The 23,609-nt window shown below is 56.8% G+C and carries 21 protein-coding genes and 1 tRNA gene; 12 read left to right on the forward strand and 10 right to left on the reverse strand.

The genetic code is table 11. The features are described from left to right. Positions 1–28 precede the first annotated feature (28 nt). Positions 29–104 (forward strand) — tRNA-Trp (locus B4056_RS12855). A 128-nt stretch (positions 105–232) separates the two neighbouring features. Here the strand turns inward: B4056_RS12855 and hdfR are convergent. After that, positions 233–1,054: an HTH-type transcriptional regulator HdfR gene (gene hdfR / locus B4056_RS12860; RefSeq protein WP_039381140.1), complete on the reverse strand. Its 822-nt coding sequence runs from the start codon at positions 1,052–1,054 to the stop codon at positions 233–235. A 121-nt stretch (positions 1,055–1,175) separates the two neighbouring features. Between hdfR and B4056_RS12865 the strand changes: the two genes are divergently transcribed. Next, a complete protein-coding gene (locus B4056_RS12865) occupies positions 1,176–1,514 on the forward strand; it encodes a DUF413 domain-containing protein (protein ID WP_039381138.1) in 339 nt (112 codons plus the stop codon). 28 nt (positions 1,515–1,542) lie between these two features. Here the strand turns inward: B4056_RS12865 and B4056_RS12870 are convergent, their stop codons facing one another. Continuing rightward, positions 1,543–3,063, reverse strand: a complete 1,521-nt coding sequence (locus tag B4056_RS12870) for a YifB family Mg chelatase-like AAA ATPase (RefSeq protein ID WP_071669253.1) — start codon at positions 3,061–3,063, stop codon at positions 1,543–1,545. 327 nt (positions 3,064–3,390) lie between these two features. On the opposite strand from B4056_RS12870, the gene ilvL reads away from it, so the two are divergent. The 6 genes from ilvL (at position 3,391) to ilvA (ending at position 9,951) form a co-directional block, all read left to right on the forward strand. Then, positions 3,391–3,489 carry an ilv operon leader peptide gene (gene ilvL / locus B4056_RS12875; protein WP_071669254.1) on the forward strand — a complete coding sequence of 33 codons (99 nt, stop codon included), beginning with the start codon at positions 3,391–3,393 and terminating at the stop codon, positions 3,487–3,489. 149 nt (positions 3,490–3,638) lie between these two features. Further along, positions 3,639–5,285: an acetolactate synthase 2 catalytic subunit gene (gene ilvG, locus B4056_RS12880; RefSeq protein ID WP_288654927.1), complete on the forward strand. Its 1,647-nt coding sequence runs from the start codon at positions 3,639–3,641 to the stop codon at positions 5,283–5,285. Continuing rightward, positions 5,282–5,539, forward strand: a complete 258-nt coding sequence (gene ilvM / locus B4056_RS12885; protein ID WP_039381130.1) for an acetolactate synthase 2 small subunit — start codon at positions 5,282–5,284, stop codon at positions 5,537–5,539. Before ilvG ends, ilvM begins: the two co-directional genes overlap by 4 nt. 18 nt (positions 5,540–5,557) lie before the next feature. Next, on the forward strand, positions 5,558–6,487 hold the full coding sequence (locus tag B4056_RS12890) for a branched-chain amino acid transaminase (protein WP_039381127.1): 930 nt from the start codon (positions 5,558–5,560) through the stop codon (positions 6,485–6,487). A 61-nt stretch (positions 6,488–6,548) separates the two neighbouring features. Continuing rightward, a complete protein-coding gene (ilvD, locus tag B4056_RS12895; protein ID WP_039381124.1) occupies positions 6,549–8,399 on the forward strand; it encodes a dihydroxy-acid dehydratase in 1,851 nt (616 codons plus the stop codon). Between the two features lie 4 nt (positions 8,400–8,403). Beyond that, positions 8,404–9,951: a threonine ammonia-lyase, biosynthetic gene (ilvA, locus tag B4056_RS12900; protein ID WP_113655890.1), complete on the forward strand. Its 1,548-nt coding sequence runs from the start codon at positions 8,404–8,406 to the stop codon at positions 9,949–9,951. On the opposite strand, the gene ilvY is transcribed toward ilvA, so the two are convergent. Continuing rightward, complete coding sequence (ilvY, locus tag B4056_RS12905) at positions 9,952–10,833, reverse strand: HTH-type transcriptional activator IlvY (RefSeq protein ID WP_039381119.1); 882 nt, start codon at positions 10,831–10,833, stop codon at positions 9,952–9,954. 164 nt (positions 10,834–10,997) lie between these two features. Between ilvY and ilvC the strand changes: the two genes are divergently transcribed. After that, positions 10,998–12,473, forward strand: coding sequence for a ketol-acid reductoisomerase (ilvC, locus tag B4056_RS12910; protein ID WP_094112051.1), 1,476 nt, complete (start codon positions 10,998–11,000; stop codon positions 12,471–12,473). A gap of 306 nt (positions 12,474–12,779) precedes the next feature. Here the strand turns inward: ilvC and B4056_RS12915 are convergent, their stop codons facing one another. From B4056_RS12915 to B4056_RS12925, 3 genes are all read right to left on the reverse strand, one after another. Continuing rightward, complete coding sequence (locus B4056_RS12915; protein ID WP_039381113.1) at positions 12,780–14,114, reverse strand: MFS transporter; 1,335 nt, start codon at positions 14,112–14,114, stop codon at positions 12,780–12,782. A gap of 287 nt (positions 14,115–14,401) precedes the next feature. Continuing rightward, entirely contained in the window at positions 14,402–15,403 is a 1,002-nt protein-coding gene (gene yhjD, locus B4056_RS12920) for an inner membrane protein YhjD (RefSeq protein ID WP_094112050.1), read from the reverse strand. Between the two features lie 69 nt (positions 15,404–15,472). After that, positions 15,473–16,372 carry a LysR family transcriptional regulator gene (locus tag B4056_RS12925; RefSeq protein WP_094112049.1) on the reverse strand — a complete coding sequence of 300 codons (900 nt, stop codon included), beginning with the start codon at positions 16,370–16,372 and terminating at the stop codon, positions 15,473–15,475. A gap of 115 nt (positions 16,373–16,487) precedes the next feature. On the opposite strand from B4056_RS12925, the gene B4056_RS12930 reads away from it, so the two are divergent. Continuing rightward, on the forward strand, positions 16,488–17,246 hold the full coding sequence (locus B4056_RS12930; protein WP_150035016.1) for an SDR family NAD(P)-dependent oxidoreductase: 759 nt from the start codon (positions 16,488–16,490) through the stop codon (positions 17,244–17,246). Positions 17,247–17,272: 26 nt separating this feature from the next. On the opposite strand, the gene B4056_RS12935 is transcribed toward B4056_RS12930, so the two are convergent. Continuing rightward, positions 17,273–18,121 carry a PhzF family phenazine biosynthesis protein gene (locus tag B4056_RS12935; protein WP_113655892.1) on the reverse strand — a complete coding sequence of 283 codons (849 nt, stop codon included), beginning with the start codon at positions 18,119–18,121 and terminating at the stop codon, positions 17,273–17,275. 107 nt (positions 18,122–18,228) lie between these two features. On the opposite strand from B4056_RS12935, the gene B4056_RS12940 reads away from it, so the two are divergent. Next, positions 18,229–18,852, forward strand: a complete 624-nt coding sequence (locus tag B4056_RS12940) for a glutathione S-transferase family protein (RefSeq protein ID WP_039381100.1) — start codon at positions 18,229–18,231, stop codon at positions 18,850–18,852. Here the strand turns inward: B4056_RS12940 and B4056_RS12945 are convergent. After that, positions 18,849–20,309 (reverse strand): PLP-dependent aminotransferase family protein, encoded by a 1,461-nt coding sequence (locus B4056_RS12945; RefSeq protein WP_288654933.1) that lies wholly within the window; start codon positions 20,307–20,309, stop codon positions 18,849–18,851. The two genes, B4056_RS12940 and B4056_RS12945, sit on opposite strands and share 4 nt — an antisense overlap. A gap of 135 nt (positions 20,310–20,444) precedes the next feature. Between B4056_RS12945 and B4056_RS12950 the strand changes: the two genes are divergently transcribed. Continuing rightward, on the forward strand, positions 20,445–21,032 hold the full coding sequence (locus tag B4056_RS12950) for a LysE family translocator (RefSeq protein ID WP_288654934.1): 588 nt from the start codon (positions 20,445–20,447) through the stop codon (positions 21,030–21,032). A 35-nt stretch (positions 21,033–21,067) separates the two neighbouring features. Here the strand turns inward: B4056_RS12950 and mqo are convergent, their stop codons facing one another. Together mqo and B4056_RS12960 are read right to left on the reverse strand one after the other, a co-directional pair. Beyond that, positions 21,068–22,678, reverse strand: a complete 1,611-nt coding sequence (mqo, locus tag B4056_RS12955; RefSeq protein ID WP_113655894.1) for a malate dehydrogenase (quinone) — start codon at positions 22,676–22,678, stop codon at positions 21,068–21,070. Between the two features lie 498 nt (positions 22,679–23,176). Then, positions 23,177–23,422: a DUF1158 domain-containing protein gene (locus B4056_RS12960; protein WP_039381087.1), complete on the reverse strand. Its 246-nt coding sequence runs from the start codon at positions 23,420–23,422 to the stop codon at positions 23,177–23,179. Between the last annotated feature and the right edge of the window lie 187 nt (positions 23,423–23,609).

Raw genomic sequence — 23,609 nt, forward strand, 5'->3', positions numbered from 1 at the left:
GAGCCCCGTCCGTTCCGCCACCCTATTTAGGGGCGTAGTTCAATTGGTAGAGCACCGGTCTCCAAAACCGGGTGTTGGGGGTTCGAGTCCCTCCGCCCCTGCCAGAAAACAATCCTTTGCTTCGGCAAAGGATTTTTTTTTGCCTGAAATTCAGGATCCTTCTGCATCCTTTCAAAAAAAGAAAGAGTCTGTGCCCGCTTTCACAGCTTCAGACCCTTCTCAATCTGCTATCTCAGTGCGTCAGAACCGGAAATTTGAGCAACTGACGAATATGCGTTTGCTGATCGCTATTCTGCAGCCAGACGGCATATAGCGGACGCACCGCTACCGGTGTATCAGGGATCGGCACAATATCGTTATATATTCCCTGCCAGGAATCGGGTAAAAAAGCACAGGCCCCGGTAGTGTGTAACAGTTCCCGCGTTACATGTGCCGATGTCGTGGTTAATACCGGAACATCATCACTCGACAAATAGCTCTCATGCTGATGAAAATCTGCGCCCCATTCCAGTTTGATATAATCATACTTCTCGCGTTTTTCCGTTTTACGCGCCCGGAACAGAGCAAGTGAAATATGACCAATCTGCTGGCTGGTGAGCTCATCCATTTTTGGCGCTTCCGTGGTGATTAGCAGATCAAGCTGCCGCTCATGCAGCTGTTTAACCAGCAGATGACGCTGGGCAATACGGGCTTCCATATGCAGGCTCTCACGGTTCTCATAGAGCGTCTGAAGCCAGGGCGTGAGATAAGCCTCCCACAGGGAAGCGCTGGCACCAATTGAGAGCTCATGATGCTGCTGCGTATGCGAAACCTCTTTCTTTGCCATCAGCCAGGTACTCATCAGGCTTTCCGCATAAGGTAATAACCGCTCACCTGCTGAAGTCAGGCGGATATTATTACGATGGCGGGTAAAGAGATTTACGCCCAGCTGGTTTTCCAATTGACGGATGCGAAAACTGACAGCAGATTGCGTAAGGTACAGCGCCTCCGCAGCACGTCCAAAATGACGCGTTCTGCTCACCTCCAGAAAAGTTTTCAGTAATTCCGTATCCACACTATTCTCCCAAAATTTGTTTGTCGTACTGATTTAAATGTTTTGTTTTACACTCTGTCAAGCCTATCTAATACTCCGCGCCATAAATAGCACGGCCATATGAGAATCAGGAGCGTGTAAAATGGCGGAAAGCTTCGCAACAACAAATCGTTTCTTCGATAACAAACATTATCCACGTGGATTTTCACGTCACGGTGATTTCACCATTAAAGAAGCCCAGCTTCTGGAGCGTCACGGATACGCTTTTAATGAGCTTGATCTGGCAAAACGCGAACCGGTAACAGAAGAAGAGCGGTCGTTTCTTGAAGTGTGCCGCGGACAACGTGAGCCGCTGACCGAAGCAGAACGCGTCTGGTCTAAGTATATCGCCCGCATCAAGCGTCCCAAGCGCTTTCACACCCTCTCGGGTGGCAAGCCGCAGATGGATACGGTTGAAGATTTCAGCGACAGTGATGACTGATAAAACGGGGCTCTGAACGGCCCCGTTTTTATTCCAGCGTCTTATGCAGATAAATCATTAAACGATCGATACTGCGGTAGCTCACCGCTTCCTGCAGATGTGGCCGTACTATCTGTGTTTCCCCGGCAAGATCGGTGATGGTTCTGGCCACTTTCAGGATGCGCTGCCATGCACGCACCGACAAACCCAGCGTATTAAGTATTCCTTCCAGCCACTCTGCATCAGCCTGTAACAACGCACAGTCGCGCGCGATCTCCGCATTAGTAAGATGGGCATTAATTTTGCCAGCGCGCGCCTGCTGTCGTGCTCTGGCTGCCAGCACCCGTTCCCTGACCTGTGCAGTGCTCTCGCCGGTGACAGCCTGCTGACTCAGGGTACCGCCTGGCAGCAGCGGGATCTCAAGCGACAAATCGAAGCGGTCCAGAAAGGGCCCTGACAACCGGCTGAGATAACGCAGTACCTGCTGTGGTGAACAGCGGTTGTGATTGCCCTGGTAATGCCCGGTGGGGCTGGGGTTCATTGCGCCTATCAGCTGAAAGCGCGCAGGATAAGTCACTTTAGCCCGCGTACGGGAGAGCGCAATTTCGCCTGATTCAATAGGTTCACGCAGCGCATCAAGGACGCGGCGATCAAATTCCGGTAACTCATCCAGAAACAGTACGCCATTGTGTGCCAGTGATATTTCACCCGGGCGGGGTATAGAGCCTCCGCCAACCAGCGCATAGAGTGAGGCGCTGTGATGAGGCGCCCTGAAAGGGCGCTTACGCCACTGAGCTCGCTGTTCACCATTGCTGACCAGGCTGGCAATTGCCGCACACTCCAGCGCTTCACCGTCGTCCAGCGGTGGCATAATGCCCGGCAGACGCGTCGCCAGCATCGTTTTGCCTGTACCGGGTGGTCCGAGCAGCAGCAGATTATGTCCGCCTGCTGCTGCAATCTCCAGCGCGCGTCGTCCCTGCTGCTGACCAATAACGTCACGCAGATCCTGCGGTGAGTCCGTGGCCTCTTCGGCAACGGTCTGCGCCACTCTGAGCGTGGTCTGATTGTGCAGAAAAGCGCATATTTCACTAAGATGCACGCCGGTCAGCGTTTCGCCCTGCTGGATTAATCCCACATCCTGCTGATTCTGTTCAGCAACAATCATCTGGCGGCCGGCTCTGAGCGCTGCCATAGCGGCCGGAATTGCGGCCTGCACGCCACAGAGCGCGCCGTTAAGCGCCAGCTCACCCAGGAACTCATAGCGCGTAAGTTTATCCCCTGGCAGCTGTTCTGAGGCTGCGAGAAGCGCGATAGCAATCGGCAGATCGTAGCGACCACCCTCCTTAGGCAGGTCAGCAGGCGCCAGATTGATGGTGATACGTTTGGCCGGAAAGCTGAATCCGCTATTAATAATAGCGCTGCGTACCCGTTCGCGAGCCTCCTTAACCGTGGTTTCAGGCAGGCCGACCAGCGTCAGCGCAGGCAATCCATTACTGATATGAACCTCGACAGTTACCAGCGGCGCTTCGATTCCCAGTGCCGCACGGGTCAGAACTTTAGATAAAGACATCACCCCTCCTTGTTGCCTCTATCCTTGCTCCTCAGCGCGCTATCTGCGATCCCGGTTGTGCCATTTTGACTGCCTTATTCCATATTTTTCTCTATTGTTTCACTGTTTTCGCCAAAAATGAGCGATCTCTTCCGCTAAGCATTATGCAATTACGCGCCGGGCGTGATGAATATTTATCACAAATCTGAATAACCTAGTTTTTACAAGGTGATAACGATGATTGCATCAGAACCGCGAAAAATTGGCTGATGAAAATTATTGTAAATCACCCGGTAACTATGATAACTCTGTAGGCATTACTTCGAACAAGTGAAAAAAAGACAACGTATGAAAGCCCTTCTATCCGTGATTAGCCTAGTCGTGATTAGCGTGGTGGTGATTATTAACCCACCGTGCGGGGCTGCGTCTGGAGAAAGAAAGGCTTAAAAATCAAGTCTGAAATCCCAAAAACCCCCGCACCGAAAGGTCCGGGGGTTTTTTTTTGACCAGACAAACTATCAGCTGATTAGCGAGGAGCAGATTATGAGCAGTAGCATAAAATTCTGTTGTTCTCACAGGATTACAGGAGAATAACCATGACAGGTGCACAATGGGTAGTTCAGGCATTACGCGCGCAGGGCGTTGATACCGTGTTCGGTTATCCTGGCGGCGCTATCATGCCCGTGTACGATGCGCTATATGATGGCGGCGTAGAACATCTGTTGTGCCGTCATGAGCAGGGCGCGGTGATAGCGGCTATCGGCTATGCCCGTGCTACGGGTAAAACCGGCGTCTGCATCGCAACCTCTGGTCCGGGAGCCACTAACCTGATCACTGGCCTGGCGGATGCGATGATGGATTCTGTTCCCGTAGTAGCCATCACCGGACAGGTTTCATCCGCTGTGATGGGAACCGACGCTTTTCAGGAGATTGACGTCCTTGGGTTGTCGCTGGCCTGCACCAAACACAGTTTTCTGGTTGAATCGCTTGACGATCTGCCTTCAGTGATGGCCGAAGCCTTTGCTATCGCGCAGTCGGGACGCCCGGGGCCGGTACTGGTTGATATCCCAAAAGATATCCAGATTGCCAGCGCGGAACTGACGCCCCATCTGCTGCCGGTTGAGGAGACCCTTTCCCATTCGCCGCAGCACATTGATGACGCGCGCGCCTTAATGGCATGTGCGGCAAAACCCATCCTCTATGTAGGGGGTGGCGTGGGTATGGCGCAGGCGGTACCGGCACTGCGTGCGCTGGCAAAAGAAAGCGGCATCCCGGTCGTCTCAACCCTGAAAGGGCTTGGCTGTGCAGAGAGCAGCAGCGAGCTTTATCTCGGGATGCTGGGCATGCACGGCACTAAAGCGGCCAACCTTGCCGTACAGTCGTGCGATTTGCTGATTGCAGTAGGCGCCCGCTTTGATGACCGCGTGACCGGCAAGCTGGATACCTTCGCCCCGCATGCCAGCGTTATTCATATCGATATCGATCCGGCGGAGCTGAACAAACTGCGCCGTGCTCATGTTTCGCTGCCAGGCGACCTCCGGCAGATACTGCCCGCGCTGAGTATGCCTCTGCAGATCGATGCATGGCGTCAGGAAGTCCGCGCGATGAAAGCGGAGTTTAGCTGGCGCTACGATCATCCCGGTGACGCTATTTACGCACCGCTGCTGCTGAAGCAGGTTTCCGATCGCAAACCGGACAGTACGGTTGTGACCACCGATGTGGGTCAGCATCAGATGTGGACCGCGCAGCATATGCAGTTCAGCGCGCCGGAAAATTTCATCACCTCCAGCGGTCTCGGCACCATGGGATTTGGTCTGCCGGCAGCCGTGGGGGCGCAGATTGCCCGCCCTGATGATACGGTAATCTGCGTCTCCGGTGATGGTTCCATCATGATGAACATTCAGGAGCTGGGCACGATTAAACGCAAACAGCTGCCGGTAAAAATTCTGCTGCTGGATAACCAGCGGCTGGGCATGGTGCGCCAGTGGCAGCAGCTGTTTTTCGATGGCCGCTATAGCGAGACCATCCTGACCGATAACCCCGATTTTCTGATGCTGGCCCGCGCGTTTGATATTCCAGGCCAGCGTATCAGCCGTAAAGATGAAGTTGACGCCGCGATTGATGCTCTGCTGAACAGCGAAGGACCTTATTTCCTGCATGTTTCGATTGATGAGCATGAAAACGTCTGGCCACTGGTCCCGCCGGGTGCCAGCAACGCAAACATGATGGAGAAGAGCATATGAATCAGCATCAGTTATCAATTGAAGCCCGTTTTCGCCCGGAAGTGCTGGAGCGCATTTTACGCGTTGTTCGCCACCGCGGCTTTCAGGTCTGCGCGATGAATATGGGCTCCGCCAGCAACGCAGACAATATTAATATCGAAATGACCGTTGCCAGCCAGCGCTCTGTCGATTTACTGTCTTCTCAGTTACGCAAACTTTTGGATGTCGCCTGTGTCGAGATCCAGCAGCAGACAACACAACAAATCCGCGCTTAGTCGCCAAAGGACATAACGATGAGTACGAAGAAAGCAGACTTTATTTGGTTCAACGGAGAGATGGTTAAGTGGGAAGACGCCAAGGTCAGCGTTATGTCTCACGCACTGCATTACGGCACTTCCGTGTTTGAAGGCGTACGCTGCTACGACTCGCACAAAGGCCCTGTAGTGTTCCGTCACCGTGAACATATGCAGCGTCTGCACGACTCCGCAAAAATCTATCGTTTTCCCATCAAAGCCAGCGTCGATGAGCTGATGGAAGCCTGCCGCGAAGTGATCCGCGTTAACAATCTGAAGAGTGCCTATATCCGCCCGCTGGCGTTTGTCGGCGATGTAGGCCTGGGCGTTAACCCGCCGGACGGTTTTACCACTGACGTGATTATTGCGGCTTTCCCGTGGGGAGCCTACCTCGGTCCGGAAGCGCTGGAGCAGGGTATCAACGCCATGGTCTCTTCGTGGAATCGCGTGGCGCCTAACACACTGCCTACCGCAGCCAAAGCGGGCGGTAACTATCTCTCCTCCCTGCTGGTGGGCAGCGAAGCACGCCGCCACGGCTATCAGGAAGGGATCGCGCTGGATACGCAGGGCTACATCTCTGAAGGCGCAGGCGAAAACCTGTTTGAAGTCAAAGATGGCATCCTGTTTACGCCGCCGTTTACCTCTTCCGCTCTGCCGGGCATCACCCGCGATGCAATTATCAAGCTGGCGCACGATCTCGGTATTGAAGTGCGCGAGCAGGTGCTGTCACGCGAGTCGCTCTATCTGGCCGATGAGATCTTCATGTCAGGCACCGCTGCTGAAATCACCCCGGTGCGCAGCGTTGACGGCATTCAGGTCGGCGAAGGCAAGCGTGGTCCGGTGACCACCCGAATTCAGAAAGCGTTCTTTGGCCTGTTTACCGGCGAAACCGAAGATAAATATGGCTGGCTGGATCAGGTTAATCCGTAACAAGAGATCAGCGCGGGGGCAGCAGCACCCGCGTCATTTTTCAGACTGGAGTAAATAGAGCATGCCTAAGTACCGTTCAGCCACCACCACCCACGGCCGTAATATGGCAGGTGCCCGTGCCCTGTGGCGCGCCACCGGAATGACCGATGATGATTTCGGCAAGCCAATTATTGCGGTAGTGAACTCATTCACACAGTTTGTACCAGGGCACGTGCATCTGCGCGACCTCGGCAAGCTGGTTGCAGAGCAGATTGAAGCAGCGGGCGGTGTGGCAAAAGAGTTCAACACCATCGCGGTCGATGATGGTATCGCCATGGGACATGGCGGCATGCTGTATTCACTTCCGTCACGTGAGCTGATCGCCGACTCCGTAGAGTATATGGTCAACGCCCACTGCGCGGATGCGATGGTCTGTATCTCCAACTGCGACAAAATCACCCCGGGCATGCTGATGGCGGCACTGCGCCTCAACATTCCGGTAATCTTTGTCTCCGGCGGCCCGATGGAAGCGGGGAAAACCAAACTCTCCGACCAGATCATCAAGCTGGATCTGGTAGATGCGATGATTCAGGGGGCGAACCCCAACGTCAGCGACGCCGACAGTGAGCAGATTGAGCGCTCAGCCTGCCCAACCTGCGGCTCCTGCTCCGGAATGTTTACCGCTAACTCCATGAACTGCCTGACAGAAGCGCTGGGCCTGTCACAGCCGGGCAACGGCTCGCTGCTGGCCACCCACGCCGATCGTAAAGCGCTGTTCATCAATGCCGGTAAACGCATTGTGAGCCTGACCAAACGCTACTACGAGCAGGATGACGCCAATATGCTGCCGCGTAATATCGCGACCAAAGCAGCATTTGAGAACGCCATGACGCTGGATATCGCCATGGGCGGCTCCACCAATACCGTACTGCATCTGCTGGCGGCGGCGCAGGAGGGCGAGATCGACTTCAATATCTCCGATATCGACCGCCTGTCACGTAAAGTACCGCAGCTGTGTAAAGTGGCGCCCAGCACTCCGAAATATCATATGGAAGATGTGCACCGCGCCGGCGGCGTAATCGGTATTCTTGGCGAGCTGGATCGGGCTGGCCTGATTGACACCAGCGCGCGCAATATTCTGCAGCAGACGATGCGTGAAACGCTGGATCAGTACGACATCATGCTGACGCAGGACCAGGCCGTAAAAGATATGTTCCGCGCCGGTCCGGCGGGCATCCGCACCACGCAGGCTTTCTCGCAAAGCTGTCGCTGGGACACGCTGGATGACGATCGCGCTGAGGGCTGTATCCGTACGCGCGAACACGCCTACTCACAGGATGGCGGCCTGGCGGTTCTGTACGGTAACCTGGCAGAAGATGGCTGTATCGTTAAAACGGCGGGCGTCGATAAAGAGATCCTGACCTTTAAAGGGCCGGCTAAAGTCTATGAAAGCCAGGATGATGCCGTTGAAGCGATCCTGGGCGGTAAAGTGGTGGCCGGTGATGTCGTCGTCATTCGCTACGAAGGGCCAAAAGGGGGGCCGGGCATGCAGGAGATGCTTTATCCGACGACCTATCTGAAGTCGATGGGCCTTGGCAAAAGCTGCGCGCTGATCACCGACGGGCGCTTCTCTGGCGGCACCTCCGGCCTCTCTATCGGCCACGCCTCGCCGGAAGCGGCAAGCGGCGGCACCATTGCGCTGGTAAAAGATGGCGATCTGATTGAGATCGATATCCCGAATCGCGGCATTAAGCTGGCGGTACCGGATAATGAGCTGCACGCCCGTCGTGAAGAAGAAGCTGCGCGCGGAGAAGCCGCCTGGACGCCGCACAACCGCGAACGTCAGGTCTCTTTTGCGCTGCGTGCTTACGCCTCACTGGCGACCAGCGCGGATAAAGGCGCAGTGCGCGACAAGTCGAAGCTGGGAGGCTGATGGTATGGCTGAGTCTCAACCCCTGTCTGCGTCGCCTGGCGGCGCGGAATACCTGCGTGCCATTCTGCGTGCGCCGGTTTATGAAATTGCGCAGGTAACGCCGCTGCAGAAGATGGAGAAACTCTCATCAAGGCTCGGCAACACCGTTCTGGTGAAACGTGAAGATCGGCAGCCGGTGCACAGCTTCAAGCTGCGCGGTGCCTATGCGATGATCGCCGGATTAAACGAAGAGCAGAAAGCGCGCGGCGTGGTGACCGCTTCTGCCGGTAACCACGCGCAGGGGGTTGCACTCTCAGCCAGCACGCTGGGAATTAAATCGCTGATTGTCATGCCGGTCACCACGGCGGATATCAAAGTCGATGCGGTGCGGGCGTTTGGCGGCGAAGCCTTTCTGTTTGGCGCAAATTTCGATGAGGCGAAAGCCAAAGCGATTGAGCTGGCGCAGCAGCAGGGGTACACCTTTGTGCCGCCGTTTGACCATCCGGCGGTGATTGCCGGGCAGGGCACGCTGGCGATGGAGCTGCTGCAGCAGGATGCGCATCTTGATCGCGTATTTGTTCCGGTTGGCGGCGGCGGGCTGGCAGCCGGCGTGGCGGTGCTGATTAAACAGCTGATGCCGCAGATCAAAGTCATCGCGGTGGAGTCTGAAGACTCCGCCTGCCTGAAAGCTGCGCTGACGGCGGGCGAGCCGGTGGATCTGCCGCGCGTCGGGCTGTTTGCCGAGGGCGTGGCGGTGAAACGTATCGGCAGCGAAACTTTCCGGCTCTGCCAGGAGTATCTCGACGACATCATCACCGTTGACAGCGATGCCATCTGTGCGGCGATGAAAGATCTGTTTGAGGATGTGCGGGCCGTGGCGGAACCCTCAGGTGCGCTGGCGCTGGCGGGAATGAAAAAGTATATCCAGCAGCACGACATCAAAGGCGAGCGCCTGGCACACGTGCTGTCGGGCGCCAACGTCAACTTCCACGGCCTGCGCTATGTTTCCGAACGCTGCGAGCTGGGAGAGCAGCGGGAAGCGCTGCTGGCGGTGACCATTCCTGAGCAGCAGGGCAGCTTTCTGACATTCTGCCAGACGCTGGGCGGCCGATCGGTCACGGAGTTCAACTACCGCTATGCGGATGCGGACAGCGCCTGCATCTTTGTCGGCGTGCGCCTGACGCGCGGTCTTGAGGAGCGCAGCGAGATCATCAGCCAGCTTACTGAAGGGGGCTACCAGGTGGTGGATCTCTCTGATGATGAGATGGCCAAGCTGCATGTGCGTTATATGGTCGGCGGGCGTCCGTCAAAACCGCTGCGCGAGCGGCTGTTCAGCTTTGAGTTCCCGGAGGCGCCGGGCGCGCTGCTGAAGTTTCTGCAGACGCTGGGCGCGCACTGGAATATCTCACTGTTCCACTACCGCAGCCACGGCACCGATTTTGGTCGCGTGCTGGCGGCATTTGAAGTGAATGATAAAGAACCCGATTTTGAAACTCACCTGACGGCACTGGGTTACGAGTGGCACGATGAGGCGAATAATCCGGCGTTCCGTTTCTTTCTCGCCGGCCAGTAATCAGAGCAGATGCCAGAATGCATGAATCAGCGGCTCCCCGAGCCGCTTTTTTTGTACGCAAACGCCCAGCTGCAGCGGCGCCACTGACTCCACGTTCTCCAGCGTCATCACCCGGTTTCGCACCGGCTCAGGGCTGTTCTCCAGCACCACATCCGGCACCAGCGCAATTCCGCAGCCCAGCGCCACCATAGAGATAATCGCCTCATGGCCCGCCACCGTAGCGTAGATCTGCGGATTAGCGAGACGATAGCGCCGGAACCAGAGATCGATGCCGCGCCGCGCCGGTCCCTGATCCGGAATAATAAACGGGATCTGCGACCAGTCGGGCTCCGTCTGCGTGGCCTGACTGCGTACCGGGCAGGGCAGCGCGGGTGCAATCAGCACCAGCGGGATCAGCCCCAGCGGTGTAAAGCCGATGCTGGCGGGCAGCGACTCCGGCCGGCCGGCGATGGCCAGATCCGCCTCGCCAGACTGCACCATCTCAATGGCGTCCGCCGCGTCGCCGGTCGTGAGCTTGATCTCCACCTGCGGATGTTCAGCGCGAAAGCGATCGAGAATCGGCGGCAGATGGCTGTAAGCGGCAGTCACCGAGCAGAACAGACGCAGCTCACCGCTTAGCGAGGGGCCGTTGAGATCCATGACGTGACGCAGCTGCTGATACTGCAGCAGCGTCTGCTGGGCAAACTGGCGCAGCCGCTCACCCGCTTCCGTCAGCGTCACGGTGCGGTTATCACGCAGAAACAGCGCATGGCCGACATCCTCTTCCAGCCGCTGGATCTGGCGCGACAGCGTAGAGGGGCTGACGTGCATGGCGCGTGCCGTACGGCCAAAATGGCAGCTTTCTGCCAGATGCAGAAAGAGTTTTAAATCGCGTAAATCCATCCGGGATCTCCTGACATTTCGTATTGCAAAAATTGCAACGTAACGTTGTTAATATATCAATTTAAGCAATGGATTTCCTGTCATATGATGGGGTCATTCGCAGCGCTGAAACAGGCGCCGCTATCAGACAATAATGCAAACACAACATTGATGCGGAGTACCCCATGGCTAACTACTTCAACACATTAAACCTGCGCAATCAGTTAGCGCAGCTGGGCAAATGTCGCTTTATGGCGCGCGATGAGTTCGCCGATGGCGCCAGCTTCCTGAAAGGTAAAAAAGTAGTGATCGTGGGCTGCGGCGCACAGGGCCTGAACCAGGGGCTCAATATGCGCGACTCCGGGCTGGATGTAGCCTATGCGCTGCGTGCAGAAGCGATTGCAGAAAAGCGCGCCTCGTTCCGCAAAGCAACAGAAAACGGTTTTAAAGTCGGTACCTATGAAGAGCTGATCCCGCAGGCGGATCTGGTGGTTAACCTGACGCCAGACAAACAGCACTCTTCTGTTGTGAAGGCGGTTCAGCCCCTGATGAAAGATGGCGCTGCGCTGGGCTACTCGCATGGCTTTAACATTGTTGAAGTGGGCGAAACCATCCGCAAAGACATCACCGTGGTGATGGTGGCACCGAAGTGCCCGGGTACAGAAGTGCGTGAAGAGTATAAACGTGGTTTTGGTGTTCCGACGCTTATTGCCGTACACCCGGAAAACGATCCGAAAGGCGAAGGTATGGCTATCGCGAAAGCCTGGGCTGCGGCGACCGGCGGTGACCGCGCAGGCGTGCTGGAGTCCTCCTTTGTGGCGGAAGTAAAATCGGATCTGATGGGTGAGCAGACCATTCTGTGCGGCATGCTGCAGGCGGGTTCGCTGCTCTGCTTCGACAAGCTGGTGGCTGAAGGGCACGATGTCGCCTATACCGAAAAACTGATCCAGTTTGGCTGGGAAACCATCACTGAATCACTGAAGTTTGGCGGTATTACGCTGATGATGGATCGCCTGTCTAATCCGGCAAAAATCCGTGCGTATGCGCTTTCTGAGCAGCTGAAAACGATCATGGCTCCGCTGTTCCAGAAGCATATGGATGATATCATCTCGGGTGAATTCTCCTCCGGTATGATGGCTGACTGGGCGAACGATGATAAAAACCTGCTGACCTGGCGTGAAGAGACCGGTAAAACGGCGTTTGAAAATGCGCCACAGTTTGAGGGCAAAATCGAAGAGCAGGAGTACTACGACAAAGGCGTGGTGATGGTCGCGATGGTAAAAGCGGGCGTTGAGCTGGCGTTTGAAACCATGGTAGATGCCGGCATCATTGAAGAGTCTGCATACTATGAGTCGCTGCATGAGCTGCCGCTGATTGCTAACACCATCGCACGTAAGCGCCTGTATGAGATGAACGTGGTGATCTCCGATACCGCTGAGTATGGCAACTACCTGTTCTCATTCGCCGCTGTACCGCTGCTGGAGGAGTTTATGACCACGCTGCAGCCGGGCGATCTGGGCAAAGCGACAGAAGGCACTCAGGTTGATAACGCACAGCTGCGCGACGTTAACGAAGCGATTCGTCAGCATCCGATTGAAACCGTTGGTCGCAAGCTGCGTGGCTACATGACCGATATGAAACGTATCGCGGTAGCTGGCTAAGTTCCCACCGACAATTTTCAGCCTTATCAAACCCCGGCCTGCCGGGGTTTTTTATTGCGCCACACCTCCCGTAGGGGCGCCATTAATGGCGCTCTGGCACAACGCCGCATCGTCCCGGCACAACGGGCCGCATAAATGCGGCCCCTACGAGATATATCCTGTAGGGGCGCCATTAATGGCGGCCTGGTACAAAGGGCCGCATAAATGCGGCCCCTGTACGATATACCCCGCGCCGCACCGTCCCGCGGCATTACGCAATAAAAAACCCGGACTGGCCGGGTTTTTATGCTGCATCAGGATACGCGTTTACGCCGCATCATACAGCGTCTGGTGCCGCGTCTCTTTACAGGCGATCAGGGCAATCAGCGTCAGCACCGCCATGGCGGCAAGATAGAAACCCACTGCCTGCAGGCCATAGTTTGCATTGAGCCAGGTGGCGATATAGGGTGCTACGGACGCTCCCAGAATGGATGACAAATTATAAGAGAAAGAGGCACCGGTATAGCGCACTTCGGTCGGGAACAGCTCCGGCAGCAGCGCACCCATCGGGCCAAACGTCAGGCCCATAATGCTCAGGCCCAGCAGCAGAAAGCCCATCACCAGAATCTGCGAGCCGGAGCCGAGCAGCAGCGGAAACATCAGCGCAAAAGCGATAATCATCAGCGTAATAGTGATCATCGTTCTGCGGCGACCAAAACGATCGGCCAGCAGACCGGCAATGGGCACCATCACGCCAAATCCGATTACCGCCACCATCAGCATCCACAGGAAACTGTTGCGCGAGTAGCCCAGTCCGACCGGCGCCGGGGCGGTGCCGTAGCTCATCGAATAGACGGTCATGATATAGAACAGCGTGTAGGTAGCCAGCATGATAAAGGTGCCGAGTATGGTCGCCGTCATATGTTTGCTCAGCAGCGTACCAATAGGCATACGCACCTGCTTCTGCTCCTTCTGCACTTTGGCAAAAACCGGACTCTCATGCAGCGAGACGCGCACGTAGAGGCCGATCAGCACCAGTACTGCAGAAAGGATAAACGGCACGCGCCAGCCCCACTGCATAAACTGCTCGTCGGTCAGCAGCCAGGAGAGCAGCAGGAACGTACCATTGGCAAAGAAAAAGCCAATCGGCGCGCCCAGTTGGGGGAACGATCCATACAGCGCGCGCTTTTTCGCCGGCGCATTCTCGGTTGCCAGCAGCGCGGCACCGCCCCATTCGCCGCCCAGTCCCAGCCCCTGACCGAAGCGCGCCAGCGCCAGCAGCAGTGGCGCGGCAACGCCAATAGTTTCATAGCCAGGCAGCAGGCCGATCAGCACCGTTGAGACGCCCATCGTCAGCAGTGAAGCGACCAGCGTCGCTTTACGACCAACGCGGTCGCCAAAGTGGCCAAACACCGCTGAGCCGATTGGCCGCGCGACAAAGGCGATGGCAAAGGTTGCCAGCGACTGCAGCGTCGCAACCGTGGCGTCCCCCTGAGGAAAGAAAATATGCGGAAAGACGATAACCGCTGCGGTGGCGTAAATATAGAAATCGAAGAACTCGATAGCCGTACCGACCAGAGAAGCTACGACAACTTTACCGCGTGAATTGACCGGCGCTTCGTCGTGCAGCGCGTCAGGTGTTTCTGTGATGGAGGCTTGCATAAATGTTTCTTAATTGTAAATGTAAACCAGAAATATTACGCACCTGGTATGCGGCATTCAATGAGCAAAAAGCGTCGCAAAACGACGATTTTCGGCGAAAAAGAGAATAATGTCTGAGTTAACCGGAATGGTGGCGAATGGCAGCGGCAGGAAACGTTTTTCTGGCGTGAATCGCTGCTAAACCGCTAAATAAAAGTGACTGGCTGGCGTTTCCTGCTGGCGGGAGCGCTAAAATTCACCAGCAGGAAACAGGTTTTACTGTTCAGGGGGTTGCCCTGTGCCCGTTGTCAGGAGGGCTGGCGCGGCTGCGGCATCTCCGTATCACCTTTATATTTCGCCGTGGCGATCCACGCGGCGCAAAACAGCGTCAGGCGGGCAAAGAAGTAGAAAAATGCCATCAGGCCGAGTACTGAACCAAAGGCAGCGCCTGAAGGAGAGGTCGCCAGCTTCGGCAGCGTCAGCGTCATAACAAATTTAATCACCTCAAAGCCGATAGCTGCCAGCAGCGTACCGCGCAGCAGCGCTCTTTTACGCGGCTTATGGCGCGGCAGGATCCAGAAAATCCACAGGAACAGCAGATAGTTCGCCAGCACGGAGATGGAGAGGGCAATAATTGTCATTACCGGACGCAGCCAGTCGATGCCATCCAGCCCCAGCGCGCTGACGATCGCTGCCTGAGCCGCACCGGCAATCGACGTCAGCGAAAGGGTGATCACCAGCGCCAGCATCAGCCCCAGGAGTGAGAAGAGATCGCGCAGATATTTTTTCCAGAACACCTCTTTATCATCCGGCGTTCGCTCCCAGACATCGCGCGACTGCGCGCGAACCGCTTCGCGCAGGTTGCCCATCCAGTTGATACCGGAATAGAGTGCCAGCAGCAGACCGGTCAGACCCACGGTAGCGCGCTGCTGAATCGCAGTGTTCACGGTATTTTTTAACGTGGTGGCGAGCGTAGGATCGCTGATGCTGCTGACAATTTTGTTAATCAGCTCTGACAGCAGATCCTGATTAGAGGCCAGCACAAACCCCACGGCGGCAAACGACACCATCAGAATCGGGATCAGCGATAAAAAGGAGAAGTAGGTGATCGCCGCGCCAAACTGGCTGCCCAGCCGGTCATTAAAGCGATCCAGCGCCCGGATAAAGTGCGCGACGGCCGGAATAGACTGAAACCACGTGGCGAAGCGCGACACGCGACGAATTGAGCCATCCACGGTTTTGTTACCGGTGTGGATATCGATCAGCGGCTTTGGATCGGCGGCTGACTGCTGGGTTGTTTTGTCTGTCATAGACGATAGGCATCCTGTTCACTGCGAAACTGAAATTATATACCGTAAATAACGGCGGCGGCGGATGTGTCAGGTGACATACTCCTGCAGCACCTGACTCAGCCACTCCATAAACACCCGCACGCGGCGCGCCACGTTGCGGCGGTGCGGATAGAGCAGCGTAATCGGCATCGGTTTTGCCGGAAAAGCGTGCAGCACTTCCACCAGCTGACCCGACTCCAGCAGCGGCTGAACGCCCATTGCCGGCACCTGAATAATCCCCAGCCCGGCGAGGCAGGCGGCACGGTAGGTTTCAGTACTGTTTACCGTCACCACGCCGCCGGTCTGCACATAGTGACACTGGCGGCCATCGAAATATTCAAATCCCGGCGCAGGCTGACCCAGCTGCTGGGTATAGTGCACCATGGCGTGCTGCGACAGCTCCTCCAGCCGTATCGGACGGCCAAAGCGGGAAAGGTAGTCGGGACTGGCGCAGTTGATCAAGGCATAGGTGCCAATTTTTCGCGCAATCAGACCGGAATCTTTCAGCTCGCCCACGCGCACCACGCAGTCAAATCCCTCCCGAATCACATCCACCTGGCGATCGCTGCTGCTCAGCTCAATCTCAACGCCGGGATAGTGCTGCAGAAACTCCGGCAGGCGCGGCAGAATAAAGCTGGTGGCCATCGCCACCGACATATCGACCCGCAGCTTGCCGCTCAGCGTCGCCGGGTCATGCTGAAACAGACTGTCCATATCCTCCATCATCGACAACAGATCGAGGCAGCGATCGTAATAGACCAGTCCATCCTGGGTGAGGTGCACGCGCCGGGTGGTGCGATGCAGCAGGCGCGTGCCCATCTGGTTCTCCAGCGCCTGCAGCTGACGCGACACGCTGCCTTTTGGTAAACCCAGACTTTCAGCAGCCTTGGTAAAACTGCCCATCTCCGCGACGCGTACAAAAACCTGCATTGCGTGAATTTTATCCATGTTGTTCACCGATTGTTGTTGTTATTGAAACAGTGCTGCGCAGTTATCTGCGTTTATAGATCACTTCGGTTTGAATATCTTTATCAGGAGTTCACTTTTTCAGCAGGAGAGAGTTATGAGTCACAAAATAGCGCTGATTACCGGCGGAAACCGCGGCCTGGGACGTAATGCAGCCCTGAAACTGGCCGCACGCGGCACGCATATTGTGTTTACTTACCGAAGTCACGCTGATGAAGCGCAGAAAGTGGCAGAGGAGATCGAAGCGCTGGGCGTGCAGGCGGCTGCGCTGCCGCTGGACGTTGGCGACAGCAGCCAGTTCGCTGCCTTTGCACAACAGCTTACGCAGACGCTGCAGCGCGTCTGGCAGCGCGACCGGTTCGATTTTCTGGTGAATAACGCCGGTCATGGTCACTATCAGCTGCTGACCGATACCACTGAGGCGGAGTTTGATGCGCTGGTCAATGTGCACCTGAAAGGCCCGTTTTTTCTGACCCAGGCGCTGCTGCCGCTGCTGAACGACGGCGGCCGTATTCTGAATATCTCCAGCGGGCTGACCCGTATCACGCAGCCTGGCTCCGGAACCTATGCCGCAATGAAAGGCGCCATGGAGGTGCTGACGCGCTATCAGGCGAAGGAGCTGGGCGCGCGCCGCATTCGCGTCAATATTCTGGCACCCGGCGCCATTGAGACTGACTTTGGCGGCGGACGGGTGCGCGATACGCGTGAACTTAACGCGCAGATTGCGTCCGTCACCGCGCTGGGGCGGGTCGGGCTGCCGGACGACATCGGGAACGCTATCTGCATGCTGCTGAGCGAGGAGAGCGGCTGGATCACCGCCCAGCGCATTGAAGCATCGGGCGGTCAGGCGTTGTGATCGCCTGCTGACGTAAGAGCGGCGCGTCAGAGCGTGATGGTACCGTCGATAACCGTTACCGTCTGGCCGCCGATCCAGATCGCCTCTTCCGTATAGGTAACGTCAATACGGCCGTTGCGCTGGATCGCGCTGCCCTGGCGCGCCCGGTAGCTGCGCGTCTGGCCCTGGGCCGCCAGGTAGCGAGCCAGACAGGCGTTGGCGCTGCCGGTGACCGGATCTTCAGTCAGGCTGCCATTCTCCACAAACAGCGCGCGGACCTCATACTGCTCCGGTTCCCCCGGCGGCAGCGCGCCGAAAATCAGCGCGCCGCTGACGCCCGCCCGCTGCTGCAGCTGCTGCAGATCGGCCACGGAAGCCGTGACGTCGACGACCGCCTGCGCGCTGCTGAGCGGGATCAGCAGCCAGCGAATACCCATATCCGCTACGGCAGGCGACTGCGTCAGATCAAAGGCCTCGCTGTTAAGCGCGCGGCTCATCAGCGCATCGCTGAACGGCGTCAGGGTTGCAGCGGGGGCAGCGAATGCCAGCGCGCCATCGGCGGCGATACGCACCTCAACCAGTCCGACGCCGCACTCCTGAACAATACAGCCGGCGTTTTTCCGCGGCCAGCCCGCTTCCAGCAGCGCATGGGCTGTACCCAGCGTCGGGTGACCGGCAAACGGCAGCTCACCTGAAGGGGTAAAAATGCGGATGCGATAGTCCGCCGCGCTGCTCTCTGGCGGCAGCACAAACGTGGTCTCTGACAGATTGGTCCAGCGCGCAATCGCTGCCATCTGCTCGTCAGCTAATCCCGCTGCATCCATAATCACGGCCAGCGGATTTCCCCGAAATGCCGTTGCGGTAAAGACATCCACCTGTTTAAACGCCACTCTCATAACAATTCCTTTTCTGTCAGCCAATATGTGGAATGATACCCTGCGCATGGTAAAAGCGCGCTAACAGGGCTATGAATAGATTAATAATTCTGCAGGCGGAGTCCGCGATGTTAAAAATTTTAGGCCGTAAAACGTCAATCAACGTGCGCAAGGTGCTGTGGCTCTGCGCTGAGCTGAATATCACCTATAAGCATGAAGCCTGGGGCGACGAGGGTCTGTCGCTGCATGCACCGCAGTTTATGGCGCTGAACCCCAACGCCCTGGTGCCGGTCATCATCGACGACGGGCTGGTGATATGGGAATCCAACGCTATTCTGCGCTACCTGGCCAACAGCTACGGTGGTGCATGGCTCTATCCGGAGGAGCCGCGCTTACGCGCGCCGGTGGATCAGTGGATCGACTGGCAGGCTACCGAGCTTAACACCTCCTGGCGCTACGCCTTTATGTCGCTGGTACGAAATTCACCAGCGCATCAGGATCCCCGTCTGCTCGCAGCAGCGGTGAAAGGCTGGACGCACACCATGGGGATACTTAATCAGCAGCTGGAAAAATCGGGCCGCTATGTGGCTGGGCGTCACTTCAGCCTGGCGGATATTCCCATTGGACTGGCCGTAAACCGCTGGTTTGAAACGCCGCTGGATCACCCCGATTTTCCGGCAATACAGACCTACTATGAGCGGCTGACCGAGCGCCCCGGATTTACCACCTGGGGACGCAACGGCACGCCTTAAGACGCAGCAGGGGCAATGCCGCTCATCTCGCACGCCAGAGCACCCGTGCGCTCTAAGGCACGGGTGTAACGCGCGTCGAACGGATAACAGCAGGAGAGGCGCAGCGCATGCCGGTAGCGTTCGCTCAGCGTGTAGAGCGCGCCTGGCGTGACGCAGATCTGCTCCTGCAGCAGACGATTAAACAGCAGCACGGTATCAATCTTACCCGGCAGCTCGACCCAGAAGACAAAGCCACCGCGCGGCAGCGTGGCGCGTGTTCCCTGCGGAAAATGGCGCGCCAGAATGCCCCGCGCCGCATCCAGATTTGCCGCATAGCGCCGGCGCAGCGAGCGCAAATGATGATCGTACCCCCCGCTGGCGAGGAACTCTGCCAGCGTCTCGCTCAGCAGCCGCGATTCAGTCATCGACGAGACCGCTTTCAGCCGCGCAATGCTGGCATGAAACCGGCCCGCGGCGGTCCAGCCGATACGAAAATCAGGCGCCACGGTTTTGGTAAAGCTGGTGCAGTAAATCACCCAGCCATCGCGATCGAACGCCTTAACCGGCGGTGACAGCGGCCAGTCAAACTGCAATTCATCGTAGAGCCCGTCTTCAATCAGCGGAATGCGATAGTGATTCATCAGCGCAGCGAGCCGTTTTTTGTTCTCCAACGGCATCACGTAGCCCAGCGGGTTTTGCGCGCCCGGCATAGCGATCAGCGCCTGAATGCGCTGCTCCTGCAGCAGCATCTCCAGCGCGTCCAGCGAAAGACCGCGCTGCGGATCGGTGGGGATCTCCAGCGCTTTCAGTCCGAGCGAGACGAGCAGCGGAAACAGGAAAAAATAGGTGGGGGATTCCAGTCCGATACAGTCGCCGGGCTGCGTGACAGCGCGCAGCGCCAGCTGCAGCGCCTCCATGCAGCCGTGGGTCAGGGTAATCGCCTGAGCGGTAAGGTTCAGTCCGGTATGCACGCTGCGCCGGGCGATCTCCTCGCGCAGCCGCTCGCTGCCGGGCGGCAGCGCATAACGACCGATAATGTCGCCCTGGCGCCGGATCAGCGCGGCGGTGATACGGCCCAGCTTCGCTGAAGGAAAAAGCTCACTGTCCTGCGGACAGGCCAGCGAAATATTGGTGTAGTCGGGATTATTCTGCGCGGCAAAAACCTGTTCAATCAGCGCCAGCTTCTGTGCATCCGGATCGCCACTCTCTGCGGTGGGCGGCTGCGGCTGCAGCGTAACGGCAGGCAATACGCCGCGAACGTAATAACCTGACTGCGGCCGCGCCTCAATCAGGCCGCGATCCTCCAGCAGTTGCCAGGCGCTGAGCACGGTATTTACGCTGAGCTGATGCGACTGCGCCACTCGCCGGATGGCGGGCAGGCGGGCGCCCGGCCGCAGCGAACCCTGATGAATAGCGTCGGCAAATTTTGCTGCCAGCTGCTGGTAGCGCGGTTGATCGTCAGTAAAGGCGAGGGACACAATGGCCTCCGGAAGTGACAGGTACAAAGCAGAGAAAGTATGACTGTACCCATTACAATACTGAATTGCTGTCTCTGTTGCCATTGCGGCGGCGGCATTACGATGGAGTCAGCTTATTCAGTCCGGAGAACGTCTATGCTCGATCCCGCCTTTTTCAGTTATGTCACCATCATGTCTATTACGCCCGGCCCGAACAATCTGCTGCTGGCCACATCAGGGGTCAATTTCGGCTTTCGTCGCACGCTGCCAGTGCTGGGCGGTATACTACTCGGCTGCGCGCTGCAGATGCTGCTGGCAAGCGTGGCGCTGGAGCTGCTGCTGACGTGGATGGCAGCCGTGCGCCTGCCGCTGACGCTGGCGGGCTGCGGCTATCTGCTGTGGCTGTCATGGAAAATTTTTCGCGCCGGTGCGCCGCAGGCCAGCGTCCGTCCGCGTCCGATGACGCTGCTGGGCGGCGTGGCTTTTCAGGCGGTTAATCCCAAGGCCTGGCTGATGGTGACCAACGTTGCGCTGCTTTACGCCAGCAGCAGCAACGTCTGGCTGGTGCTGACCGGTTTTGCCGCGCTCAATCTGCCCTGCATTCTGCTCTGGGCAGCGCTGGGCGATCGGCTGCGGACGTACCTGCAGACGCACTGGAAGCGGCGCCTGTTTAACACGCTGATGGCGCTATCGCTGCTGGCAACGACCGGCTGGATGGGGTATGACGCGCTGAGCGCAATATAGAGCAGGTGCGCCGGGCGGCGCACCTGAGCAGTCAGCTATTTGCCGACCACGTGAGCGGTGATCCGCGCTTCGTCGTTTGCCGCATGCGAGGTGATCACCGGCTCATATTCCAGCTGCAGTATGCGACTGGTATCGGCCAGTACTTTCTCGGTCAGCGCCACGTCACCATTGAGCTTGCGGCCCCAGGACGGAATAACGGCCCGGATTTTAGTCTGCCACTCCGGTGAGCGCATCTGCTCAGGGAAAGCTTTAGCCATCAGCTCCAGCATAATCGGTGGCGCGGTCGATGCGCCTGGTGAGGCGCCCAGCAGCGCAGAAATAGAGCCATCAGCAGACGTCACCACTTCAGTGCCGAGGCGCAGCACGCCGCCTTCCAGCTCATCATTTTTAATAATCTGCACGCGCTGGCCCGCCGTGACCAGGCGCCAGTCTTCCTGTTTCGCCTGCGGCACATAGGCACGCAGCGCCTCCATGCGATCGGCATCGCTCTGCAGCACCTGATCAACCAGATATTTCACCAGGTCAAAACTCTTCAGGCCGACCTGCATCATCGGCAGCAGGTTGCTGGTGTTCATCGCGCCAAACATATCCAGCAGCGAACCCTGTTTCAGGAACTTAGTGGAGAAGGTGGCGAACGGGCCAAACAGCAGCACCTGTTTGCCATCCAGCACGCGCGTATCAACGTGCGGCACTGACATAGGCGGTGCGCCGACGCTGGCTTTGCCGTAGACCTTGGCCATATGCTGCGCGACCACATCCGGATTTTCAGTGACAAGGAAAGAGCCGCCTACCGGGAAGCCGGCGTAACCTTTAACCTCAGGAATGCCTGACTTCTGCAGCAGCGGCAGCGCCGCACCGCCGGCACCGATAAACAGCTGGCGGGTAATCAGGGTGCGCTGTTCACTGGTATCCAGGTTCATCAACGTAACCTGCCAGCGGCCATCGTTCAGGCGCACCAGGTCACGCACTTCCTGCCGCATACGCAGGCGGAAATGCGTTTTTTTCTCCAGGGCGGCGATCAGCTGACGCGTCACTTCACCAAAGTTGACGTCTGTACCCATATCGGTCCAGGTGGCGGCTACCTTCTGCTGCGGATCGCGTCCTTTCATCACCAGCGGGATCCACTGCGCAATCTGCTCGCGATCTTCGGAATAGTGCATACCGCGGAACAGCGTGCTTTTCTGCAGCGCCTGGAAACGCTTGCGCAGGAAGTCGACGTTAGCGTCACCCCAGACAAAACTCATGTGTGGCGTGGTATGGATAAAGCTTTTGGGATCCTGCAGGTTGCCTTTCTGCACGTGATACGCCCAGAACTGACGCGACATCTGGAAAGATTCGTTGATGGTCACCGCTTTAGCGATGTCGATCGAGCCATCCGCCTTTTGCGGCGTGTAGTTAAGCTCTGCCAGCGCGGCGTGACCGGTACCGGCATTATTCCAGCCGTTAGAGGACTCCACTGCGACGTCATTCAGACGCTCAACCATTTCAATGGACCAGTCTGGCTCCAGCTCCTGCAGCCAGGTGCCGAGCGTAGCGCTCATCACGCCTGCGCCAATCAGCAGGACATCAACTTCTTTCCGTTCCTGACGTTTTGCACCATCCATTGCAGCGCTGCTCAGCGCCAGGTTTACCGCAGTGTTGCTCATGAGGCGACATCTCCTCTTCTGTTGACCTGAAGCTCAACAGGTTGGCAGGCAAAATAGCCGCGCGGCTTACGCGCGCTGCGCTATCTCAAAGGGTTAAGACTCAGGTTAAGCCAATGGGGCGATAACGGTTAACTACACGTTATGCATATGCTTCTGAATATAACATTCTCGTATTGGAATTAAACGTTTGTTTATTTTTTAAATGCCGAAATGATTCAGCATAAGAATTAATCAGCCTGAGCGGCAGCTTATAAGATATTTTTATCCGCTAATCAGCAGGTTATGCAGATATCAATGTTATGTAATTGTGACGAGGTCGCAGAGGCTGAAAGTTGAACAGTGACAGGTATCACAAAATAACATTCTGAATAATAAGAAATATTTATGGTGAGCTGGAAACGGGGATTTTTTGTTGCGTGATATGTCGCCCGTTTGTGTAAAAATAGTGTTACATTTTTGTGATTCTGATTTTAACGGGCGAAGCGTTTGAGAGAGGGGTCAGCGCATCTGAAACCAGCGACGCCAGATAAAACGGATAACAAAAAACTCCAGCGTGCCAAGCAGCAAAAACCACAGGCAAAATACCAGCGTATAGAGCTGGTTGAGATCCTGGAGGTGTAAGCTCTGCTGCAGTCGCTGCGCCCATATCAGACCAAAAGAGGGGGCGGGCAGCAGAAGCGCCGAAAGAAAGCCCAGCAGCAGGATCCCGCCTGGAATAATCAGTGTTTCGAAAGGGTTTTTCATCGCTCTTTTCCTGTCAATATTGCGCGTGCATTAGCGCATAAAAGGGGCGGGCAGTGCAATCTGTGAATCAGATGACGCCAGGAAATTTCTGCGATTCCATCAACTTAGCGTTAAAAATAGCGGCAGTTAAGAGTTATAGCCTTTGCTATACTTAAACCCCTGATTTTGTTGTCTTTTTTTTGGGGTA

The organism is Pantoea sp. UBA7232, from assembly GCF_002473195.1.
Lineage (GTDB): Bacteria > Pseudomonadota > Gammaproteobacteria > Enterobacterales > Enterobacteriaceae > Pantoea > Pantoea eucrina.

Coding starts and splice junctions, on each gene's coding strand:
- B4056_RS12865 (WP_039381138.1), top strand. CDS start 1,176: ATGGCGGAAAGCTTCGCAACAACAAATCGTTTCTTCGATAACAAACAT.
- B4056_RS12870 (WP_071669253.1), bottom strand. CDS start 3,063: ATGTCTTTATCTAAAGTTCTGACCCGTGCGGCACTGGGAATCGAAGCG.
- ilvL (WP_071669254.1), top strand. CDS start 3,391: ATGAAAGCCCTTCTATCCGTGATTAGCCTAGTCGTGATTAGCGTGGTG.
- ilvG (WP_288654927.1), top strand. CDS start 3,639: ATGACAGGTGCACAATGGGTAGTTCAGGCATTACGCGCGCAGGGCGTT.
- ilvM (WP_039381130.1), top strand. CDS start 5,282: ATGAATCAGCATCAGTTATCAATTGAAGCCCGTTTTCGCCCGGAAGTG.
- B4056_RS12890 (WP_039381127.1), top strand. CDS start 5,558: ATGAGTACGAAGAAAGCAGACTTTATTTGGTTCAACGGAGAGATGGTT.
- ilvD (WP_039381124.1), top strand. CDS start 6,549: ATGCCTAAGTACCGTTCAGCCACCACCACCCACGGCCGTAATATGGCA.
- ilvA (WP_113655890.1), top strand. CDS start 8,404: ATGGCTGAGTCTCAACCCCTGTCTGCGTCGCCTGGCGGCGCGGAATAC.
- ilvY (WP_039381119.1), bottom strand. CDS start 10,833: ATGGATTTACGCGATTTAAAACTCTTTCTGCATCTGGCAGAAAGCTGC.
- ilvC (WP_094112051.1), top strand. CDS start 10,998: ATGGCTAACTACTTCAACACATTAAACCTGCGCAATCAGTTAGCGCAG.
- B4056_RS12915 (WP_039381113.1), bottom strand. CDS start 14,114: ATGCAAGCCTCCATCACAGAAACACCTGACGCGCTGCACGACGAAGCG.
- yhjD (WP_094112050.1), bottom strand. CDS start 15,403: ATGACAGACAAAACAACCCAGCAGTCAGCCGCCGATCCAAAGCCGCTG.
- B4056_RS12925 (WP_094112049.1), bottom strand. CDS start 16,372: ATGGATAAAATTCACGCAATGCAGGTTTTTGTACGCGTCGCGGAGATG.
- B4056_RS12930 (WP_150035016.1), top strand. CDS start 16,488: ATGAGTCACAAAATAGCGCTGATTACCGGCGGAAACCGCGGCCTGGGA.
- B4056_RS12935 (WP_113655892.1), bottom strand. CDS start 18,121: ATGAGAGTGGCGTTTAAACAGGTGGATGTCTTTACCGCAACGGCATTT.
- B4056_RS12940 (WP_039381100.1), top strand. CDS start 18,229: ATGTTAAAAATTTTAGGCCGTAAAACGTCAATCAACGTGCGCAAGGTG.
- B4056_RS12950 (WP_288654934.1), top strand. CDS start 20,445: ATGCTCGATCCCGCCTTTTTCAGTTATGTCACCATCATGTCTATTACG.
- mqo (WP_113655894.1), bottom strand. CDS start 22,678: ATGAGCAACACTGCGGTAAACCTGGCGCTGAGCAGCGCTGCAATGGAT.
- B4056_RS12960 (WP_039381087.1), bottom strand. CDS start 23,422: ATGAAAAACCCTTTCGAAACACTGATTATTCCAGGCGGGATCCTGCTG.